This is a genomic window from Ensifer sp. GW821-FHT05G01, from assembly GCF_059419585.1.
Window position 1 is genome coordinate 20,078 of record NZ_JBWKSC010000004.1, and the last position, 17,550, is coordinate 37,627.

Consider the following 17,550-nt stretch of genomic DNA (forward strand, 5'->3'; position numbering starts at 1 on the left):
TGGGTGATCACGGGCTCGAACCGTGGACCCGCTGATTAAGAGTCAGCTGCTCTACCAACTGAGCTAATCACCCATCCAGACCGCTTCGCTGTGTGTCGCCAAGGAGCGTTACAAGAAGTCGATCTTGAAGTTAATGCGAGGCTGATATAAGTCCCGCCAAGTCGTTGTTTTGGTGGGTGATCACGGGCTCGAACCGTGGACCCGCTGATTAAGAGTCAGCTGCTCTACCAACTGAGCTAATCACCCATCCGGACCGCCTCGGCGTTTGCCGCTGCGGTCTGGAGGGGCGTATAAAGGCGTTCCCTCACCTTGTCTAGCGTCGATTGCAAAATTTCTGAGAAAAGATTCCAGCGGCCCGGAAAGCCGGCTTTTCCACAGGCGTCTGCCGCACCCCTGGCGCGTTGCGCCCGGGACGCTGGCGGCCAACTCACTGAATCGACACGCCCTCCTTGCCAAAATTTGTCCGCCACGCCACAGCCAGGCTGATATCTGCCTGCGGCCGCATGCGCTGCGTCAGAGCAAAAGTTCGCCGGCGGCGATCTTCACCGCATGGCCGCCGATGCGCGCCGAGTTGATCTGGCCGCCCGCCACATCGAGATGCAGGTGGATGTAGGACGGCCGGCCCATTTCCACCCCCTGCTCGATCAGGAAGGGATGGTGACCATCGACCAGCTGGTCAAAATGGTGGATGGCGCCGGAAAGGGCTGCGGCAGCAGACCCCGTTGCCGGGTCCTCGAAAATGCCCATGTCAGACTTGAACATGCGGGTGTGGAACCGCGCCGTGTGATTGATGCCGCCGCGACAGTAGAGATAGGCCGACGCCAGCCGGCCTTCGGCAAGCGGTGCCAGCTGCTCCCAGCGCTGCGGGTCGAACTCGACGTTGGCGACGGCGGAGACGTCGTGCAGCGGCACCATAACGAACGGCGAGCCGGCGCTCCAGAAAGACGGCGCATGATTCTCGAAGCCGATCTGCGAAGTCTTCAGGCTCAGCGCATCGGCCAGCGCTTGTTTGTCGAAGCGGGCGTCGAGCCGCGCCGATTTGCGCGGCAGGTCGAATTCGGCAAAGCTCGCCTCGCCGGGCTTGATGCGCACGGCGCAACGCACCGGCCCCACCTTTTCCTCCAGCACCTGCACCAGATCGGCATTCTCCTGCGATGTGCCATGCGCTGCCTCGGCGATCGCCACGGCCGCGCCGACCGTCGGGTGCCCGGCGAAGGGAAGCTCATGCCCGGGCGTGAAGATCCGCAGCCGCGCCGTGTGCGCAGCGCCCCCCGGCCTGCGGATGAACACCGTCTCCGAAAGGTTGAATTCCTGCGCGATCGTCTGCATCGCCTGATCGTCGAGCGCATCCGCCCCGAAGACGACGGCCAGCGGATTGCCCTCCAGCCGGTTCTGCGTGAAGACATCGTAGATCGCGTAGCTGAGCGGCATTTATTTCCCCTTGCGCATATACTCCGGCCACGAACTTGCAATGTCATCGGCCGGGCGGCAAGCGCAAAAACGCCATCCCGCGTGGCGCCGTTCGCTATCGGAATACCGCTGCCGCACCCGGCCGAAAGCGTTGCCCCCATTGGCTTCCCGCCACCCCTGAGCGGTACAATCGACCGGTCCCTCCGCCTGCCGGTGACGGGAATGTGATCGCAGCTGTCGGCAAGGCTCGACCGCAGCGTGGATTTGGTGTTGATCTATCGCCTGCCGCCCGAACAATGCCTTGGGCTCGGGCCACGACATCCATTCAGCCGGGAGCAAGAAGCACGCCGCATGAGACCGACCCTGGACACCGTGGCTTAGGCAATGCGGCAAGCGATGCAGCGGACGGATGACCGGACGATCTGGGGCGCGTTGGCGCTCGCACTGATGCTGCACGCCCTCGCCTTCACGGCGCTCTCGCGCCTTCCCCCCAAGTCGATGCCGCCACCTCACGCAGAAGGCAGCATCGACGTCGAAATCCTGGCCGAAATGCCGCAGAAGGGGACGCTGATACCGTCGCGACCCGCCGAGGCGAGCCAGCCCATGAGAGAAACGCAGCACGCGGAACCGAAAGCGCACCCCGATAGCAACGCTCAGCGCCGTGCCGCAGCCACACCCACGCCGCAGCCGCAGCCGCAACCGTTGGGCATGGTGCACGCCGACACGCTCTATTCCGCAGGCATCCTGGCTTCGCCGCGCAGCCGGCAGGCGCGCAAGGGTCTGGCGCAGCTGGCACCTGAAGAGCGGGTGGTGCAGCTCTGCAATCTGGAAGCGATGGAGCAGGTTCACCGTTGGAAAGCGGATTTCGATCCGGACTTCCTCGTCGCCTATGCCTTTTCAGGCGTGCGATTGTCAGGTGGGGTGTTGAAGGCCAATGGCGGGGCGTTTCGCAGCGACCGGCAATGGTGGCGCATCGCCTATTCCTGCGAGGTCGCTGCGGAGGGCAATTCCGTCGTCGGCTTCGCGTTCAAGGTCGGCGACGCGATCCCCCGTGACCAATGGCAGGACCTTGGCCTTCCCGTCGCCGACGCTGCCGGGGACTGAGGGCCCGGGAAACCTGAGCCGTCAGGCCGCATGATCGGCCCGGTGCAAAACCGCCCTTCGGCGCCCGCCAAGCCGCCGTCGCTTGTTGCCGCGGCAGAACTCGAAAACATGCTGCGTTGCATTAAAGACGCCATGTAATTCTCTGAATCGATTCAAGCATTTATCCCTCGCCCCTTGAACCCTGCGGACCGTCCCAGGCTGCACAGCCCTGACTGACCGCGCCGCTTCGATGGCGCGAACACCAATCTCGCGGTTGCATCGACAACTTTGCCTTCGCCCGACTGATCGCTCATAAGAATCAAACATTTGACACATACCAACCGTATGGTATGTTTTCCACATGCCCAGACCGACCAAACAATCACCCGAACGCGGCAACGCCCGGCACCGGCTTCTCGAGGCGGCGCGCGACATCATCCGCGCCAAAGGCTTTGCCGCCACCAGCGTCGATGATCTCTGCCGCGCGGCCGACGTCACCAAGGGCGCGTTCTTCCATCATTTCGCCAGCAAGGACGCGCTCGGCGTCGCGGTCGCCGATTTCTGGGCGGAAACGACGGCCGACTTCTTCGCCGCCGCGTCGTATCACGCGCCGCCCGACCCATTGGCGCGTGTTCTCGCCTATGTCGCGTTTCGCAAGGCGATCATCCTCGGCGAGATTGCCGAATTCACCTGCCTGGCCGGCACCCTGGCGCAGGAGGTCTATGCCACCGCGCCCGACATTCGCGATGCCTGCGGCCGCAGCATCTTTGGCCACACCGATACGCTGGTCGTCGATATCGAGGCCGCGCGCCTCGACCGCGGCATTGCCGATGACTGGACGGCCGAAAGCCTCGCCCGGCACACGCAGGCCGTCATCCAGGGCGGCTTCGTGCTCGCCAAGGCCGGCAACGATCCCGCGCTTGCGCGCGAAAGCCTCGACCATCTCGACCGGTACATCCGGCACCTGTTTCACGTCACCTGAGGAGGATGCGACATGAGCGATACCACCCATATCGGATGCGCCTGCGGACAGACGCGGCTCAAGGTGCAGGGCGCGCCGATCCTCGTGTCGGAATGCCTGTGCGACAGCTGCCGGGCGGCGGCCAACCGCCTCTCGACTCTGCCCGGCGCCCGCAGCATCCTGACCTCCTACGAGGCCACCCCTTCCGCCGAATATCGCAAGGACCGGATCACTATTGTCTCCGGTGAGGAAACCTTAAGCGAATTCCGGCTCTCCCCCGACGCCGGCTCACGCCGCGTCGTCGCCACCTGCTGCAACACGCCGGTGTTCCTGGAGATGAAGGGCGCCCATTGGCTGAGCCTCTACCTGCACCTCTGGCCCCAGGAAACGCGCCCGAAGGCAGAGCTGCGCACCATGGTCGGCGATCTGCCCGATGCTTCGAGGCTGCCGAAGGACATTCCCAACCTGAAGTCCCATACCGTGTCGTTCTATGCCAAGCTGCTCTGGGCCTGGATCGCCATGGGCTTCCGCAATCCGAAGATCGCGATCGCACGCAAGATCGAGGCCTGACGGCTGGGCCGAAGCATCGGCGCCTTGCTGTGGCCATCCAGGTGAAAAAGCAGCACGTGAGCGGCGAGACCCTGCCGGGCGAAATCAATACTGCAGATTGTGCCGTTGCCTTTGGCATGTATGGTGCCGGCCATGGACAAGACCACGACATTCCCGCTTTCGCTCCCAGGCTATGAAATCGAAGGGCTGATCGAGGCGGACGCGCCGCGGTTGATGCCGCTTTTTCAGAGCTGTCAGGACTATGTGGTGCTGGAACGCGGCCACCCACCGGACGCCGCCGTGGCGCTGGACGAATTTCGAAGCTTTCCGCCCGGACGAGCCGCTGCCGACAAATTCGTCTTCGGCTTGAAGTCAGCCACCGGCGCGCTCGCCGGCATGCTCGCCTGCGACCGCGATTACCCGCAGGAGAAATCCTGGTGGATCGCGCTTCTGCAGATCGACCCGACCCTTCGTGGGCAAGGCGTGGCGAAAGCCCTGTGCGGCGATTTCTTCAGGTGGCTGAAGACGCAAGGGGCCGACCGCGTCGAACTCGCCGTCTTCGCCGAGAACGTGGCCGGACTTTGCTTCTGGCAAGGTCAGGGCTTCACGCTGGTTCGAACCGCAGGGCCGGTCGCAATCGGCATGAAGCAGCATAGCCTGCAGGTTTTGGCCCGGCCGTTATGAACGGCTGAACGCTGCAAAGTTAGCCTTGAAGCCTAATCTTCCGCTTGAAAAGCGGCGCCTGTTGGGGCAACAGCGCCTGCGGTTTGCGATCGTTGGCCGCCATCCGCGCGTCGCATGCGCATGCCCGGGGACTTTTACGCCCTGCCGAACGCGCCGCAAAGCTCACGGCGACGTTTCCAGAGCGCTGCAGGTGCCGCAGCAACACGCTGCGGCCACGCTCCCTGTCATCACGCGCTGCCGCGCGGATCACCGCTTGCCGTCGAACAGCCAGGTAAGGATCGGCAAAATGAACGGCGGATAATTGTGTGCACCCGGGTCCGGCCCCCATACGGCGATCGCCTCGTCGATCTCAGGCTCCGGATCGTCGGCGATATGGGCTGCCACCTTTTCGACCAGCGCTTCGGCCGTCTCCGCCACGCGGTAGAGCCGGAACACCGTCACCGCCCGCCCCATATGGAGCACGTGGTAGCCAGGCTCGGCAGTTGCCGCGCCGAGGTCGATGCCGGTTTCTTCCAGCGCCTCGCGGCGGATATTGCCTGATATGTCGCAGCGCCCGTCGACGATATCATCAGGCTCCAGCGAGCCTGAGGGGCTGTAGACCCGGGCCGGATTGGCCGTGTGCGAGCCCATGCGCACCAGGATCAGCGCGCCATCGGATGACACAATCACCGGCATGGCGAACAGGTGAAAGGCGGCGTCCGTGCGCGTCTTTCGCCACCACAGGAAGGTCGAATAGGGCACCACGTGCCCCTCGCCCACCACGCGGCCGTGCTCGATGCGAAGCACCCGCTGCAGCACCATGCGCCCGTCGAAGAGGTGCGGGTTGGCGGCGATTTCCGCCCGCCAGTTTTCCTGGGCGGCCCCCACCTGATCCAGATGGAAAGGGTGCGGACTGTCCTTGACGTGGATATCGACGCCCGAGATCGGCAGGATCTCGCCTTCGTCAGGCCATTCAGCCGTGTTGCTTTCGAGGATGGCCATCGTCACACGTCCAGCGTCATCGCCACGGGGCAATGGTCCGATGCCTTCGGCCGGTCCCAGCCGGTGCGCGGGTAGCGCTCCACCTCCTGTCCCGGCGGAAAGATCGTCCGGAAGGGCTGGCCGCCGCGGATGATTTCCGGCACCTGGGATGCGTTGCGCCGGGCAAGGGCCGGCGACAGCCAGATATAGTCGAGCTGGCAGAGGTGCCGCTCCTGCGGGCCACGGCTGTGAAACAGCGTCCAGCGGTCGAGCACCGGCCGGCGCAGCATCGGGTTTTCGACAAAGCCGTCCGCGGTCAGCGCATCGAGCGCGCTTTCCTCTTCCTCGCGCGGCACGAACTCGTAGCCGTTGCGGCGGTCGCCGAGAATGTCGACCTTCTCCTGGTAATCGTTCATGTCGCCGCAGATCGCGAACATCTTGTCGGCCGTGTGCCCGCGGCCGAAGCGGCTTTCGATGATGTGGCGCACGGCTTTCGCTTCCGCCACGCGCACCGGCATCGTCGCCTGGCGCCCGTCCATCCCGTCGCGCGCCGGGCCCATGGATTTGAAATGCACGACGTAAAGCGTCAGTGGCCGCCCGCCAATGCGCAGATCCAGTTCCAGGCAGTCGCGCTTGAAGATCCGGTCGGTCGGCCGGTTGGAGGAAGCGAGCGCATCGTTGAAGATATCGAGATCCGCATAGGTCAGCCCCGCGTGGCTTTTCACCTCGAGGCACTCGATCGGCTGGCCGTCGCGCGTCTCCTCGCGCATCAGCACCGCCACGTCGATCCCACGCGAATCATTGCCCTCGATCAGGTATTTCTGGCGATAGCCGTTGCCGACCATGCGGAAGAGATAATTGTATTCAAACGCCTGCAGCGACGCCATGTTGTCGGCCTCCTGCAGGCAGAGGATATCCGCATCGCAATCGGCAATCGCGAGCGCCGACATCTGCCGCGTATCGTCCGTATGCGCGATCGTGCGCGCCTCTTCCAGCCGCTGATACTCTGCCTCGCTCTTCACCTCGAAGAGCCTCAGCACCCGATCCTGCTTGAGCTGATTGCGAAAGCCGGAAAAATCGAAGCGGCTCATGAGATTTTCAATATTGAAGGTGGCAAGTCTAAGGGACATCAAGCAATTCCATGACTGAAGTGCCGCGGAGATTAGGCATTGAAGCGCAAATGTCGAGAATGATTTGGCCGGAGCGGCGTGAGGAGGATCGCCTTGCCGGAGGCTGGCGTTGACGCCTCGGCGAAACGCTCATCGTCTGCGATGTCGAATGCATGCGGTCGCGCCTCCTCAAATCGATTGCTGCAGAGCGTCGTTGAGACGAAGCTCAGGAGCACACTGTCGGCAAAAGCGGACGGGGGCCGGTCGACCTTGCCATGGTGGCGATGCCGGCGAATGACGCCATGTGTCTTCTGTTGACATATGAGGGACAGCCCATAAGCTGCGCGCACGCCTTTGAGATCGACACCGTTACCGGAGACAGGGATCATGCAGGTGCCCCTCAGACACGCATGGCCAAGCGCATGAGACGGTTTCTGCTCGTGAGCCTCGCCCTTTGCTTTTCGGCCTTGGCGACCGCCGCCGCAACGCTCGACACCATTACGAAGCGCGGAACCGTGCGGATCGGTTACATCGCCGATCAGGCGCCATTTTCCTCCGTCCAGCCAGGGGCCGAACCGGTGGGATATGCCATCGACCTGTGCCGCAAGATTGCTGACGAGATCGAACATCAATCTCCGCAACTGAAACGCGAGTTTGTCGAGATGACGCTCGCCGGCGGCTTCGATGCAGTTGAGAATGAAGATGTCGACTTGCTGTGCGGTTCCATCACGGTGAACTTGAAGAGGCGGGAAATCGTCGATTTCTCACAACCGATCTTCCTCACCGGGGCGAGCGCGCTGCTGCGCAAGGATTCGCCCAGCTACCTGCAGGCACTGTTTCGCACCGAACCGGCCATTCACGCCGTCAGCGAGCGCGCTGCCACAAACGTCATCGGTATGCGCGCCAACACGACGACGGCAGGGACGCTTCGCGAGCAACTCGCAACCCAGGAATCGACGACAAAGCTTGCCGATTTCAACACGCATGAGGACGGGCTCAAGGCGCTGGAGGACCGCCGGATTGATGCCTATATCGCCGATCAGGTGCTGCTCATCAACCTTGCCAAGCGGGCGCGCGATCCATCCTCGCTATCGGTCGGCGATCGCCTGATCACGCATGAACCCTATGCGATCGCCTTGCGCCGCAACGACGCCGACTTCCGTCTGCTGGCAGACCGTGCGCTGACGGATTTCTACCTTTCGGACGAGTTTCTGCCGCTGCTGGAGAGCTATTTCGGAGCCGAAGCGCCGATGCTGCACACGCAGATCATCATGCAACACGTGCCATAGGTCGCGTGCGGCGGGCGGATATCACGCCATATTGAAAACGTGCAGTCCGGCGCATGCGAGGCTCGGGCCGGTCGACGCGTTGTGTGGGGCGTATGAAGACGCTCGGCACTGCGATCGAGGCTGCCGTTCTCGCGCAGCGCATAGTCGTTGAGCAAGTCCTCGAACGCGTCGGGATTGTCCCACCCGCTGTCACATCTCCGGCAGGCCGGCCTTTCGGAATCCGTCGACAAAATGGTCTCGTACAGATGCATCGCGCAGCGGCTGGGAGCGGAGCCAATGGCCGATCGTGAAATGAGGGTGGGCGATCAGGAACAATTCTGCTTCTCGCCGTGCCTCCTCGCGGTGGCCCAGCTGCGCAAGCGTAGCCGCCAGGAACTTGCGTGAGTTGGTGCGATAGGTGTCTTTCCTGCGCAGTGTAGCGGTTGCCGCCTCGTAGTCGCGCGCGGCGTATTGCGCCTGCCCAAGATGACAAAGATACCAGCAGGCCGGATAGGGATTGAGGCGCAGCGCTTTTTCGATCTGCGCCAGTCCGTCGGCAACCCTGCCGTCGAGCACGGACATGTCGGACATGGCGGCCCAGGTGTCTGCGTGGTTTGGGTCGAGCTCCAGGGCATTGGCGAAGGCGGCCTCCGATTCCTCCCATCGCCGCTCATAAGCCAGAATGGTCCCAAGGATGTAACGGCAGCCGGCATCGTTGGGATCAAGGTCGATCGCCTTCTGCGCGAGCGTCACCGCCATCCGGCGGTTGGGATCTTCCGGCTCGCCGAAATGCGTCCAGGCAAGCCAGCGGTTGTAGGCGAGCAGACCGACCGCCTCCGCATAGGATGGCTCGAGCTCGACCGCCCGCTGAAGCAGCAGATGGGCCTCACGCTCGGTTTGCGGCGACTCCTCGGTCAGCAGGCGGGCGCGCACGCACAGCTCGTATGCCTCAAAGTTCTTCGGCCGCTTGCGCTGCGTCGGGATGGTCAGCCGGCCGACAAGGGCCTCGACAATCTTGGCGTTCACTTCATCCTGTAATTCGAAAACATCTTCCACCGTCCTGTCGAACCGGTCGGCCCACAAGTGCTGGCCGCCAAGCGCGTCGATCAATTGAGCATTGATGCGCACACGGCCCATGGCGCGTCGGGCGCTCCCCTCAAGCACGTAGCGGACGCCGAGTTCCTGGGCGACCAGCCTGATGTCGACCGGCTTGCCCTTGTAGCCCTGCACGGAATTGCGCGCGATGACGAACAGGCCGGCAGTGCGGGAGAGGTCGGTGATCAGGTCTTCGGTCAAGCCATCGACGAAAGGCGCGTCCGCTTCATCCCCGCTCATGTTCGTGAACGGCAATACGGCGATCGAGGGACATTCGGGCAGCGGCAATTTGCTCTGCAGCGCATCCGGCCAATGCCACACGTGGACCGGGCGCGTGAGGTTCTTCAGGTAGCGTTCGCCTGCATCGAAGAACCGCTCGCCGATCTTGCCGACGATCTCGCCGTGAACCTTGGCTGAAATGCAGATACCGCCCGGTTCGGCCTGCGTCTCCAAGCGCGCCGCGACATTGACGCCGTCGCCGAGCACGTCCGAGCCGTCGTCGATGACATCGCCCAGATTGACGCCGACACGCAAAAGCAGGCGCCGGTCTGCGGAAGGCCCGACAGCAACAGTGGCCCGTTGCATTTCCAATGCCGCTGCGACCGCGTCAACAGCGCTAGCGAATTCGATCAGGAACCCGTCGCCCATGGCCTTGAAGATGCGACCCTTGTGGCGCATCACGGCCGGCTCGATAACGCCGGAACGCAGTTCCCTGAGGCTCGCCAGCGTTTCGACTTCATCAGCCTCCATCAGGCGTGAATATCCCACCACATCGGCAACGACGATGGCGGCAAGGCGACGCTGAAGAGATTGATCCGTCATGTGAGGACAAGCCTAACGACCGAATTGGCAGGGTATTGTTCGACCGCAGGTGAGTCAACAAGTGGCAGGAGGTCACGCCGGGGCGACGCCCCACCCGCACGATCCCCACCGCCACCACATCGCCGACGCCCTTGCCCGGACGCACGCGTGCCGCCAGCGAGACAGAGGAGATCGATCTGGTCTTCGCTCCGGCCCCGATCTTCGCCTCGAACCGCCCTGGCACCCGATCGCGCTTCAGCCGGGCAAGCGTTTCGCCGTGCAAGGAGCGGTGATTGCCGGAGCTTCACGGAACCTTGACTGGCGTCTTTCAAATAGGCCCAGGCGCAATTCATGCTGCTTGACAGTAGAACGAGCCGACAATAGAGACACATCCAGGTCCACAGGGTGACCTGCCGCTCGCATGGCGTTATCGCCATTGGTTAACCCCTGCCTTGGACAAGCTGATCGCCATTTCCCTTAAGGGGGCAGTTGGAGCGATGGCAATGCGAGCCCCATCAAAATCATCCGACTTGCCCATGACGGGAGTTTTTGATGAGCGACCAATCGTCGTTGCCGGCTGAGCCAAAAAATTCACTCTTGAGTGGATCGATCCGATCCGCCTTCATTCGAACCAGCCTGCCAATCATCGTCGTAACGACGATAAGCGGCCTGCTGACCGTGGCCGATGCCATGCTTCTCGGCGCATTCGTTGGGGCTGATGCCCTGAGTGCGGTGACGTCAGTGTTTCCAATCTCAATGTTGTTGCTGGCTGTCTCGACGATGGTCGGCATCGGCATGGCCAGCATTTTGGGACGTCGACTAGGTGCCAAAGACATGGATGGGGCAATCGGTACCCTCGCTTCGGCACAGGGCCTTGCCCTTGCTGTCGCTGCCCTGGCAATACTGACTTTTTTTGGACTGGGTTCCCATGTCGTCAGCTTGGCGGCGGGCGGCAACGTCCACCTTGGTGAGATGGGGTGGACTTTCCTTGCTATTTCATTTGCGACCGCACCGGCAGGGTTTCTGCTCTCTGTACACGTCGACGCGCTCCGCATGGAGGGGCGGGTTGGCTTCATGGCCATGGCAGGCGTGTTGGTGACGCTCGCCAATATCGGTTTCAACGCATTGCTGATCGGGGTGTTTGATTTTGGAGTGGCTGGGTCGGCCTGGGGTACGGCCCTGGCGCAGGTATTGGGGCTGGGTGTCGTTGTTATCTATCGCATGAGCGGCAGAGCAGGCCTGCCGATGGTCGGCTTGAGATACGACGGTGAATGGCGAGAAATGCTGGCCCTTGGGGCACCGCGCAGCCTCAATTTCATCGGTATTTCGCTCGGCTCGGCGGCGGTACTGTTCACCCTGCGACGGCTGGAGCTGCCGCAACCCGACATGACGATCGCAGCATATGGGGTGGTGATGCGCTTGATGACATTTGCCTTCCTGCCGCTGATGGGTATGAGCCTGGCCCTGCAGGCAATCGTCGGCAATGCCGTCGGTGCCAGGCAGCAAGAGCGGGCAAAGCAGACGCTTTATTTTTCGCTTGTCGTAAGCGGCGTTTACTGCCTGCTGGTGCAACTGCTGCTGTTTGGTGCACGCGGCTGGCTGGGCGGACTTTTTGTGCCCGATGCCCCTGTTGGGCTGGAGGTGGCACGCATTGTTCCCCTGTACCTTGCAGCCTATGTCGCATTTGGCCCGGTCATGATGGCCGCCAGCTATGCGCAAGCCATAGGCAGGGCTCGGCAAGCCGCTGTTCTCTCGCTCGGGCGAGCATATCTGTTCGCAATTCCGCTGACCTTGGCCTTGCCCCACATTTGGGGTGAGACCGGTGTGTGGGTCGCCGCTCCGATGGCCGATATCTTGATGCTGATGCTCAGCATGCTGGTTTGGTGGCGTGCCCGCACTTACACCTCGCGAAAGGCCGGCGGCTTCGGATCAGGTTCACTCACTCCATAATTGGGTTATGCCCGCATCGCCACCGGCGCGAGCGCGGCATCGGTCGACGTAATCGTTACGTATTTCCCGCTTGCCGGTGGCCCGCCGCCGGCGAGCGCTTACGCAATCGCTGTAATCTCCAGCTCCTGCCCGCCGACTGTCGCCACATCGCCGACGCCCTTGCCCATCAGCACTTTTGCCACCGGCGAGACATAGGAGATCGATCCGGTCTTCGGATCCGCCTCGTCCTCGCCGACGATGCGGTAGGTCTGCACCCGGCCGTCGTCGCGGCAGAAGGTGACCGTGCTGCCGAAGGCGACCACGTCGGTCGAGGTCGGGGCAGAGACGAGTTCGGCGGTGCGCAGCCGTTCGGCAAGATAGCGAAGGTCGCGCAAGGGGCCAGCCGCCTGGCGCCGGCGCTCGTTCACGTCGTCGATCCCGCTCGTCGCATCATAGGCCGCGCGTGCCTCACGCTGCTGCTCTTCCAGCGCCTTCAAGCCCGCTTGCGTGACAAGGTTGGGATGCGGCGAAACCGGGCGGTCAGGCAGAAGTGTTTCCGCAGCGGTTTCGGCACTTTCTTCCTTGGTAAAGGCAACACTCACGATCGAACTCCGTTTCGGCGCAGGCCGGCTTTTACATAGCATCCGGGCGAAAGCCCACCACGGGCAGAACGGAAGCGATGGATGCCCGAGCGCAAACGATGATATTGCCTCATCCGTTCGCAGCGGTCACCCCGCATTGTCCCGATGTCCGCCGATAACACCGTCACCGGCCGGCGACACGCTCTTTTGGCGGGGTCAACGCGCTCGCGGCTCCAACACCGTCACAATGCGAAAATCCTCTGACGACCGGCGGAAAATGCCAGCAGTACGCCTCCATAAAAACAACGGGATACCGCGATTTTCTGACTCAGTTTGTGACGTGAAAGACCAAGCCCGGCAAACCACCCTGCCGCCGCGCTGCGCTCGGCGCGGCGCGGCGGTCGCCCTCGAACAACGGCCCGCCCTGCAGCGCGAGTTCATCGCGCGCCAGTGCCACCAGCGCACCGGCCTGCCCCGCGGCCGCCAGGAGGAAGGCCTCGTCGAATCGGCCGGCCAGTTCCGGATCGAGACGAAGCAGCAGCCGCGGCAGCCACTTGCCCTTGCCGGACCAGCAACCGCGTCCAAGGAGCGCTAGGTCGCACAGCGGCTGGTGAAGGGCGCTAGCAATCGCCCGCACCTCCGCCTCTGGCCGCTCGTCCTTCAGGTCGTCGAGCAGGTCGGTGATCTGGTAGCGCAAGAGGTTGCGCCGCTCGGCGCCGATCTCGCCTGGCCCTCGCGCAAGCGCTGCGCTTGCCTCGGCCTGCAGGCTGCTGCCGCGTTCGATATTCCGGCCGATCACCGCGCCGCCCGCCAGCATGTCGAGAAGCACGGGGTGGCCGCCCGCAACATCCTGATCGACGAACCAGTTCAGCGTTTCGAAATCGTGGACGAATGCCTCGACGGGAAACGCGTCCGTCGTAAAGCTTTCCCGCCAGGCGCTTTCCAGGGTCTCATGCAGCACGACGAGATCGATATCCGAAGACGGCGTGCCCTCGCCACGCAGGATCGAGCCCGCGACGATGGCAAAGGCCGCGTCCGGGAAGCGCTCGCGCACAATCGTTTCCGCCGTGCGCACCGCCGCCAGGCGCTGCTCCACCTTTCTTGCGTCTTCGGCGAGATCCGCCTGGCTGCTTTTTTCGTTGTTCGACAAACCCGTCCCATCCCCAAAACGAAAAATCCCCCCGCGGCCGTCATCTCACGGGAGGATCTTGATCGAAAGGCAAAACCTGCCGTCGCCGCTTTTCGGCGGCAACTCGGGCGCTCCTCGTGTTACTGCAGCGTGCGCGTCGGCGCCTGGCCGGGCTGGCCGGCCGATGCCGCGGCACCCGCCGGGTCTGCCGTGTTGCGCTGGCCGTCAAGGCCCGTTGCCACCACCGACACGCGGAACGTGCCGTCGAGTGTGCGGTCGAAGATCGAGCCGACGACGATGTCGGCCTCGTCGTAGACTTCCTCGCGAATGCGGGTCGCCGCTTCGTCGACTTCGAACAGCGTCATGTCCATGCCGCCCGAGATCGAGATCAGTACGCCCTTGGCGCCGCGCATCGACACTTCGTCGAGCAGCGGGTTGGCGATCGCGGCTTCCGCCGCCATCAGCGCGCGGCCCTCGCCGGTCGCCTCGCCGGTGCCCATCATCGCCCGGCCCATGCCCTTCATGACCGACTTCACGTCGGCGAAGTCGAGGTTGATCAGGCCTTCCTTGACGATCAGGTCGGTGATGCAGCCGACGCCCGAATAGAGCACGCGGTCGGCAATCACGAAGGCGTCGGCAAAGGTGGTCTTGGCGTCGGCGATGCGGAAGAGGTTCTGGTTGGGGATGACGATGACGGTATCGGCCGCCTCGCGCAGGCGCTCGACGCCTTCTTCAGCCATCTGCATGCGGCGCTTGCCTTCGAAGCTGAACGGCTTGGTGACGACACCGACGGTCAGGATGCCGGCCTTGCGGGCTGCCGCCGCAATCACCGGGGCAGCCCCGGTGCCGGTGCCGCCGCCCATGCCGGCGGTGACGAAACACATATGCGTGCCGCCCAGGTGATCCATGATCTCGTCGATCGATTCTTCCGCGGCCGCCCGCCCGACTTCCGGCAGCGAGCCGGCGCCCAATCCCTCGGTCACCTGCGCGCCCAGCTGGATCAGCCTCGATGCCTTCGACATCGCCAGCGCCTGCGCATCGGTGTTGGCCACGATGAAATCAACGCCCTGCAAGCCCTCGGCGATCATGTTGTTGATGGCGTTGCCGCCGCCGCCGCCGACACCGATCACGGTGATCTTCGGGCGCATCTCGGTGATCGTCGGCTTCTTCAAATCGTTCATGGCTTTGTCTCCTAAGGGCGAACGCCGCCAAAACAACGGATCGGGGCGAATCAGGCAGCTGTTATTTTAGGAATTGAAAAAAGCCACGGAGAAGGCAAGAGAAAAGGGGAATGTCACTTTCCACACATGATTTGTAATTTGGCGTCACGGCGGAATTTCAGGTTGCCGGCCGGATCGCGCCGTCGGACAAATTAAGTCATTTTATCAGAGACTTGATTTAGCTGCACCGCCGCAACCACCATTTGCCCCGGATCGAACCAGCAGCACTCTCTTCTGGCTTCGACAGACCGAAAAGGTGCAGCACATCTCTTCCCGCTCCCTGTCAATTGGGAAACAGCGTCATCGCAGCACCCAAATGACGCAGACGCGAACTCGGAAATTGCGGCGAGGTTTTGCCCCTCACCCCAACCCTCTCCCCGCTTGCGGGGCGAGGGAGACCCGAGATTGCGGCCCCGTTTCAATCCCAGCACTTCTCCCATTCACTCCTGCTGGATGAAACGCTGGGCGCGCCACACGCCCCTTCTCCCCGCCTGCGGGGAGAAGTTCCCGGTAGGGGGATGAGGGGCTGAGCGGAATGCGCGGGACGACAGTCGCGGCGCCGGTGGCGGCAGTCGCGCCAATCTCCCTCCTAACCCGCAAAACTCGGCCGCGCCCGCACCCGCTCCAGCCAGCGCTGGACGTTTGCAAGATCGCCCGGCACCTCCATGCCGAAGACATCGCCGAGCCAGGCGCAGACGCCCGCGGTGATATCGGCGATCGAGAATGTCTCGCCGGCAAGGAACGCCCGGCCGTCGGCAAGCTCCCGGTCGAGCCAGGCCCATTTTTTCGGCACCGCCTGTCGCTCGGTCTCGGCAAAGGCAGGAAACTGCGTGAGCCTCTCCTTGAAGAAGGCATCGGAATGCAGCGCCACGTTGCCGATCGTGCCGAAGATCACGATCTCGGCCCGCCGGTTCCACATCTCCACCCTGGCGCGGCTGACGGCGTCGCTGCCGAAAAGCTGCGGCTCGCGGTGCGTCTCCTCGAGATAGCGGCAGATGGCAACGCTCTCGGTGATAACTGTGCCGTCGTCGAGCTCCAGCACCGGGATCTGCCCGAGCGAATTGAGCGCCAGGAACGCCGGCGCCCTGTGCTCCGCCTTCGAAAAATCGACATCCACCATCGGCAGCTCGATCCCCTTCTCCGCCATGAAGATGCGCACCCGGTACGAATTCGGTCCCATGCCCTGATAGAGTTTCATCGCTTCCTCCCATCGACTTGCGCGACACCACCGTCGCCCGTTCGCTGATCCCATCACTATGCCATACCAGTTGCTTTTAGCAACCAGTTTTATTTAACGTATCGGTTTATCTCCGGAGAGAGGATAGACCGCGGGGTAAGGCAAGTCGGAAACAGATGATCGGCCAAGCCAGCCGGGTCAGCAAAGCTGACCCGGGTCGGCCGAACTGACCAGGCCATACCGGGCAAACGCGTGCAGGCACATGCGAGCGGCCGCGCCACCTATGCCAGATTTGACAGGAGCTGGTGTCGGTGGATCAGGAACGCGGCCCGCTCCTGACGCCAGTGTTCGAGATGGCCGTCGCGCGCCAGCCGTTCGGCAACATCAGCTCCGAGCATCGAGACCATCGCCGCCTCGTCGCCCATGTGCTCCAGCACCGTCTCAACCATGGCAGGAAGTGCGGCGTCACAGGCGATGCCGTAGCTGTCGCAGAACAGCCGCAGGCGCGCGCTGCCGGTTCGCAGATCATCGAATGCCGCAGCCACCATTTCGCTCGAATGAAAAGACAGCGGCACCGTCCAGTAGGCGAGATAGGCAACGTCCCTCAACCTCGGCCCCGGCCCGGCGAGATCGAAATCGATGACCGCGGCCGGGCTGCCGTCGCGAAAGATCAGGTTGTAGGGCGCAAAATCATTGTGGCAGATGACCTCGTGGCGCGCGCTGTCCGGATACCGGAAAGCCCAGCGATCGGACGCTGTGTGGACGAAATCGACCGTTGCGTCGTGATAATCGCGAAGCAATCGGGCAGCAGCGATCAGCGACTGCTCGTCCTGCCACAGTTCCGGCGCGCAGTCGGCCTGACCGTAGAGAAAGGCGAGGATCTCGCGCCCCTGCCCGTCGATCCCGAGAAACCGTGGTGACGCGCCGAAGCCCTCCGCTTCCAGGTGAAGCAACAGCCGGTGGATGCTGGCGCTTTGCGGCCCGGTCCGCCGGCGCACGGTGTCGCCGATCCGGACGACACCGGCATTGACGTTGCCGCCCGAAAGCGTCGTCGCTGCAGCATCCAGATCTTGGCTCATCGGCTCACCTCTCGCGCAACCCATGGCCGCGGCGGGAAGGTCGGCTGCCGGCGCGCCGCTGTCAATGCGGGCGGCGTAATGCACCGTCTCCAGCCGCCGACCCTCTGGTGTTGCGGGATGGTCCGCTCGCGTGCGCACAAGCGGGTTGATTGCCGCCCGGCCACATGGTCTGTTGCCGCAAACAGGAGCCGCCCATGTCAATCAGAGCCCTCGCCATTGCCGCCATCGCGCTTTTCAGCGCCGGCGCTTCCCAGGCCGCCCTTGCCCCCAACTTCCAGCGCGCCAACGAGTTGACCGCCATCATCACCGCGGTGGCAGAGGCCGTGCCGAAATATCCGATCGACAAGATCATCAAGCAGGGACGTGATCGCTATGCGGTAATCGCCGGCGAGTGCACCGTCATCGCCCGCATCGTCGGCCTGCCGGCAAAGCCCGGGCTGGTCGGGCCGAAGCAGTTCAAGGTCGAGCTCGAAAGACCCCGCTGCGATTGATGGCTCTGGCGCCCCTTCGAACCG

17 protein-coding genes and 2 tRNA genes are annotated in these 17,550 nt (G+C 63.3%); 7 read left to right on the plus strand and 12 right to left on the minus strand.

Annotation, left to right across the window (positions count from 1 at the left end; all coding sequences use genetic code 11):
* The 3 genes from AC07UR_RS11325 to AC07UR_RS11335 all read right to left on the minus strand — a co-directional run bounded on the left by AC07UR_RS11325 (window position 1) and on the right by AC07UR_RS11335 (window position 1,431).
* Window positions 1-73, minus strand: a tRNA-Lys gene (locus AC07UR_RS11325).
* A gap of 97 nt (window positions 74-170) precedes the next feature.
* Window positions 171-246 (minus strand) — tRNA-Lys (locus AC07UR_RS11330).
* A gap of 267 nt (window positions 247-513) precedes the next feature.
* Complete coding sequence (locus AC07UR_RS11335; protein WP_209790867.1) at window positions 514-1,431, minus strand: PhzF family phenazine biosynthesis protein; 918 nt, start codon at window positions 1,429-1,431, stop codon at window positions 514-516.
* Between the two features lie 375 nt (window positions 1,432-1,806).
* Between AC07UR_RS11335 and AC07UR_RS11340 the strand changes: the two genes are divergently transcribed.
* The 4 genes from AC07UR_RS11340 to AC07UR_RS11355 all read left to right on the plus strand — a co-directional run bounded on the left by AC07UR_RS11340 (window position 1,807) and on the right by AC07UR_RS11355 (window position 4,687).
* Window positions 1,807-2,514, plus strand: a complete 708-nt coding sequence (locus AC07UR_RS11340; protein ID WP_234941874.1) for a DUF930 domain-containing protein — start codon at window positions 1,807-1,809, stop codon at window positions 2,512-2,514.
* Window positions 2,515-2,854: 340 nt separating this feature from the next.
* Window positions 2,855-3,475 carry a TetR/AcrR family transcriptional regulator gene (locus AC07UR_RS11345; protein ID WP_209790866.1) on the plus strand — a complete coding sequence of 207 codons (621 nt, stop codon included), beginning with the start codon at window positions 2,855-2,857 and terminating at the stop codon, window positions 3,473-3,475.
* Between the two features lie 12 nt (window positions 3,476-3,487).
* Window positions 3,488-4,024 carry a GFA family protein gene (locus AC07UR_RS11350; RefSeq protein ID WP_209790865.1) on the plus strand — a complete coding sequence of 179 codons (537 nt, stop codon included), beginning with the start codon at window positions 3,488-3,490 and terminating at the stop codon, window positions 4,022-4,024.
* 132 nt (window positions 4,025-4,156) lie between these two features.
* Complete coding sequence (locus tag AC07UR_RS11355; RefSeq protein ID WP_209790864.1) at window positions 4,157-4,687, plus strand: GNAT family N-acetyltransferase; 531 nt, start codon at window positions 4,157-4,159, stop codon at window positions 4,685-4,687.
* A gap of 246 nt (window positions 4,688-4,933) precedes the next feature.
* Here the strand turns inward: AC07UR_RS11355 and AC07UR_RS11360 are convergent, their stop codons facing one another.
* The 3 genes from AC07UR_RS11360 to AC07UR_RS11370 are packed head-to-tail and all read right to left on the minus strand — an operon-like array spanning window position 4,934 to window position 7,145.
* On the minus strand, window positions 4,934-5,668 hold the full coding sequence (locus AC07UR_RS11360; RefSeq protein ID WP_209790863.1) for an NUDIX hydrolase: 735 nt from the start codon (window positions 5,666-5,668) through the stop codon (window positions 4,934-4,936).
* 2 nt (window positions 5,669-5,670) lie between these two features.
* A complete protein-coding gene (locus AC07UR_RS11365) occupies window positions 5,671-6,777 on the minus strand; it encodes an endonuclease/exonuclease/phosphatase family protein (RefSeq protein WP_209790862.1) in 1,107 nt (368 codons plus the stop codon).
* A gap of 32 nt (window positions 6,778-6,809) precedes the next feature.
* Entirely contained in the window at window positions 6,810-7,145 is a 336-nt protein-coding gene (locus AC07UR_RS11370; protein ID WP_173420406.1) for a hypothetical protein, read from the minus strand.
* 33 nt (window positions 7,146-7,178) lie between these two features.
* On the opposite strand from AC07UR_RS11370, the gene AC07UR_RS11375 reads away from it, so the two are divergent.
* Window positions 7,179-8,045 (plus strand): amino acid ABC transporter substrate-binding protein, encoded by an 867-nt coding sequence (locus AC07UR_RS11375; RefSeq protein WP_234902809.1) that lies wholly within the window; start codon window positions 7,179-7,181, stop codon window positions 8,043-8,045.
* A gap of 189 nt (window positions 8,046-8,234) precedes the next feature.
* Here the strand turns inward: AC07UR_RS11375 and AC07UR_RS11380 are convergent, their stop codons facing one another.
* Window positions 8,235-9,941, minus strand: a complete 1,707-nt coding sequence (locus AC07UR_RS11380; RefSeq protein WP_209790861.1) for an adenylate/guanylate cyclase domain-containing protein — start codon at window positions 9,939-9,941, stop codon at window positions 8,235-8,237.
* Window positions 9,942-10,472: 531 nt separating this feature from the next.
* Here AC07UR_RS11380 and AC07UR_RS11385 point away from each other — a divergent pair.
* The gene (locus tag AC07UR_RS11385; protein WP_209790860.1) at window positions 10,473-11,870 is read left to right on the plus strand and encodes an MATE family efflux transporter; all 1,398 of its coding nucleotides are present in this window, start codon (window positions 10,473-10,475) and stop codon (window positions 11,868-11,870) included.
* A 98-nt stretch (window positions 11,871-11,968) separates the two neighbouring features.
* Here AC07UR_RS11385 and greA read toward each other — a convergent pair whose 3' ends face one another.
* The 5 genes from greA to AC07UR_RS11410 all read right to left on the minus strand — a co-directional run bounded on the left by greA (window position 11,969) and on the right by AC07UR_RS11410 (window position 17,035).
* A complete protein-coding gene (gene greA / locus AC07UR_RS11390; RefSeq protein ID WP_209790859.1) occupies window positions 11,969-12,451 on the minus strand; it encodes a transcription elongation factor GreA in 483 nt (160 codons plus the stop codon).
* Between the two features lie 307 nt (window positions 12,452-12,758).
* On the minus strand, window positions 12,759-13,580 hold the full coding sequence (locus AC07UR_RS11395) for a nucleotidyltransferase domain-containing protein (protein WP_234941872.1): 822 nt from the start codon (window positions 13,578-13,580) through the stop codon (window positions 12,759-12,761).
* Between the two features lie 119 nt (window positions 13,581-13,699).
* The gene (gene ftsZ, locus AC07UR_RS11400) at window positions 13,700-14,740 is read right to left on the minus strand and encodes a cell division protein FtsZ (protein ID WP_209790858.1); all 1,041 of its coding nucleotides are present in this window, start codon (window positions 14,738-14,740) and stop codon (window positions 13,700-13,702) included.
* A 628-nt stretch (window positions 14,741-15,368) separates the two neighbouring features.
* Complete coding sequence (locus AC07UR_RS11405; protein ID WP_209790857.1) at window positions 15,369-15,977, minus strand: glutathione S-transferase family protein; 609 nt, start codon at window positions 15,975-15,977, stop codon at window positions 15,369-15,371.
* 260 nt (window positions 15,978-16,237) lie between these two features.
* Complete coding sequence (locus AC07UR_RS11410) at window positions 16,238-17,035, minus strand: phosphotransferase (protein ID WP_209790856.1); 798 nt, start codon at window positions 17,033-17,035, stop codon at window positions 16,238-16,240.
* A 194-nt stretch (window positions 17,036-17,229) separates the two neighbouring features.
* Between AC07UR_RS11410 and AC07UR_RS11415 the strand changes: the two genes are divergently transcribed.
* A complete protein-coding gene (locus AC07UR_RS11415; RefSeq protein ID WP_209790855.1) occupies window positions 17,230-17,526 on the plus strand; it encodes a hypothetical protein in 297 nt (98 codons plus the stop codon).
* Window positions 17,527-17,550 lie beyond the last annotated feature (24 nt).

Excerpts from the sequence above, each read along its gene's own strand:
- AC07UR_RS11335 (WP_209790867.1), bottom strand. The coding sequence starts at position 1,431 with ATGCCGCTCAGCTACGCGATCTACGATGTCTTCACGCAGAACCGGCTG.
- AC07UR_RS11340 (WP_234941874.1), top strand. The coding sequence starts at position 1,807 with ATGCAGCGGACGGATGACCGGACGATCTGGGGCGCGTTGGCGCTCGCA.
- AC07UR_RS11345 (WP_209790866.1), top strand. The coding sequence starts at position 2,855 with ATGCCCAGACCGACCAAACAATCACCCGAACGCGGCAACGCCCGGCAC.
- AC07UR_RS11350 (WP_209790865.1), top strand. The coding sequence starts at position 3,488 with ATGAGCGATACCACCCATATCGGATGCGCCTGCGGACAGACGCGGCTC.
- AC07UR_RS11355 (WP_209790864.1), top strand. The coding sequence starts at position 4,157 with ATGGACAAGACCACGACATTCCCGCTTTCGCTCCCAGGCTATGAAATC.
- AC07UR_RS11360 (WP_209790863.1), bottom strand. The coding sequence starts at position 5,668 with ATGGCCATCCTCGAAAGCAACACGGCTGAATGGCCTGACGAAGGCGAG.
- AC07UR_RS11365 (WP_209790862.1), bottom strand. The coding sequence starts at position 6,777 with ATGTCCCTTAGACTTGCCACCTTCAATATTGAAAATCTCATGAGCCGC.
- AC07UR_RS11370 (WP_173420406.1), bottom strand. The coding sequence starts at position 7,145 with ATGATCCCTGTCTCCGGTAACGGTGTCGATCTCAAAGGCGTGCGCGCA.
- AC07UR_RS11375 (WP_234902809.1), top strand. The coding sequence starts at position 7,179 with ATGAGACGGTTTCTGCTCGTGAGCCTCGCCCTTTGCTTTTCGGCCTTG.
- AC07UR_RS11380 (WP_209790861.1), bottom strand. The coding sequence starts at position 9,941 with ATGACGGATCAATCTCTTCAGCGTCGCCTTGCCGCCATCGTCGTTGCC.
- AC07UR_RS11385 (WP_209790860.1), top strand. The coding sequence starts at position 10,473 with ATGAGCGACCAATCGTCGTTGCCGGCTGAGCCAAAAAATTCACTCTTG.
- ftsZ (WP_209790858.1), bottom strand. The coding sequence starts at position 14,740 with ATGAACGATTTGAAGAAGCCGACGATCACCGAGATGCGCCCGAAGATC.
- AC07UR_RS11405 (WP_209790857.1), bottom strand. The coding sequence starts at position 15,977 with ATGAAACTCTATCAGGGCATGGGACCGAATTCGTACCGGGTGCGCATC.
- AC07UR_RS11410 (WP_209790856.1), bottom strand. The coding sequence starts at position 17,035 with ATGAGCCAAGATCTGGATGCTGCAGCGACGACGCTTTCGGGCGGCAAC.
- AC07UR_RS11415 (WP_209790855.1), top strand. The coding sequence starts at position 17,230 with ATGTCAATCAGAGCCCTCGCCATTGCCGCCATCGCGCTTTTCAGCGCC.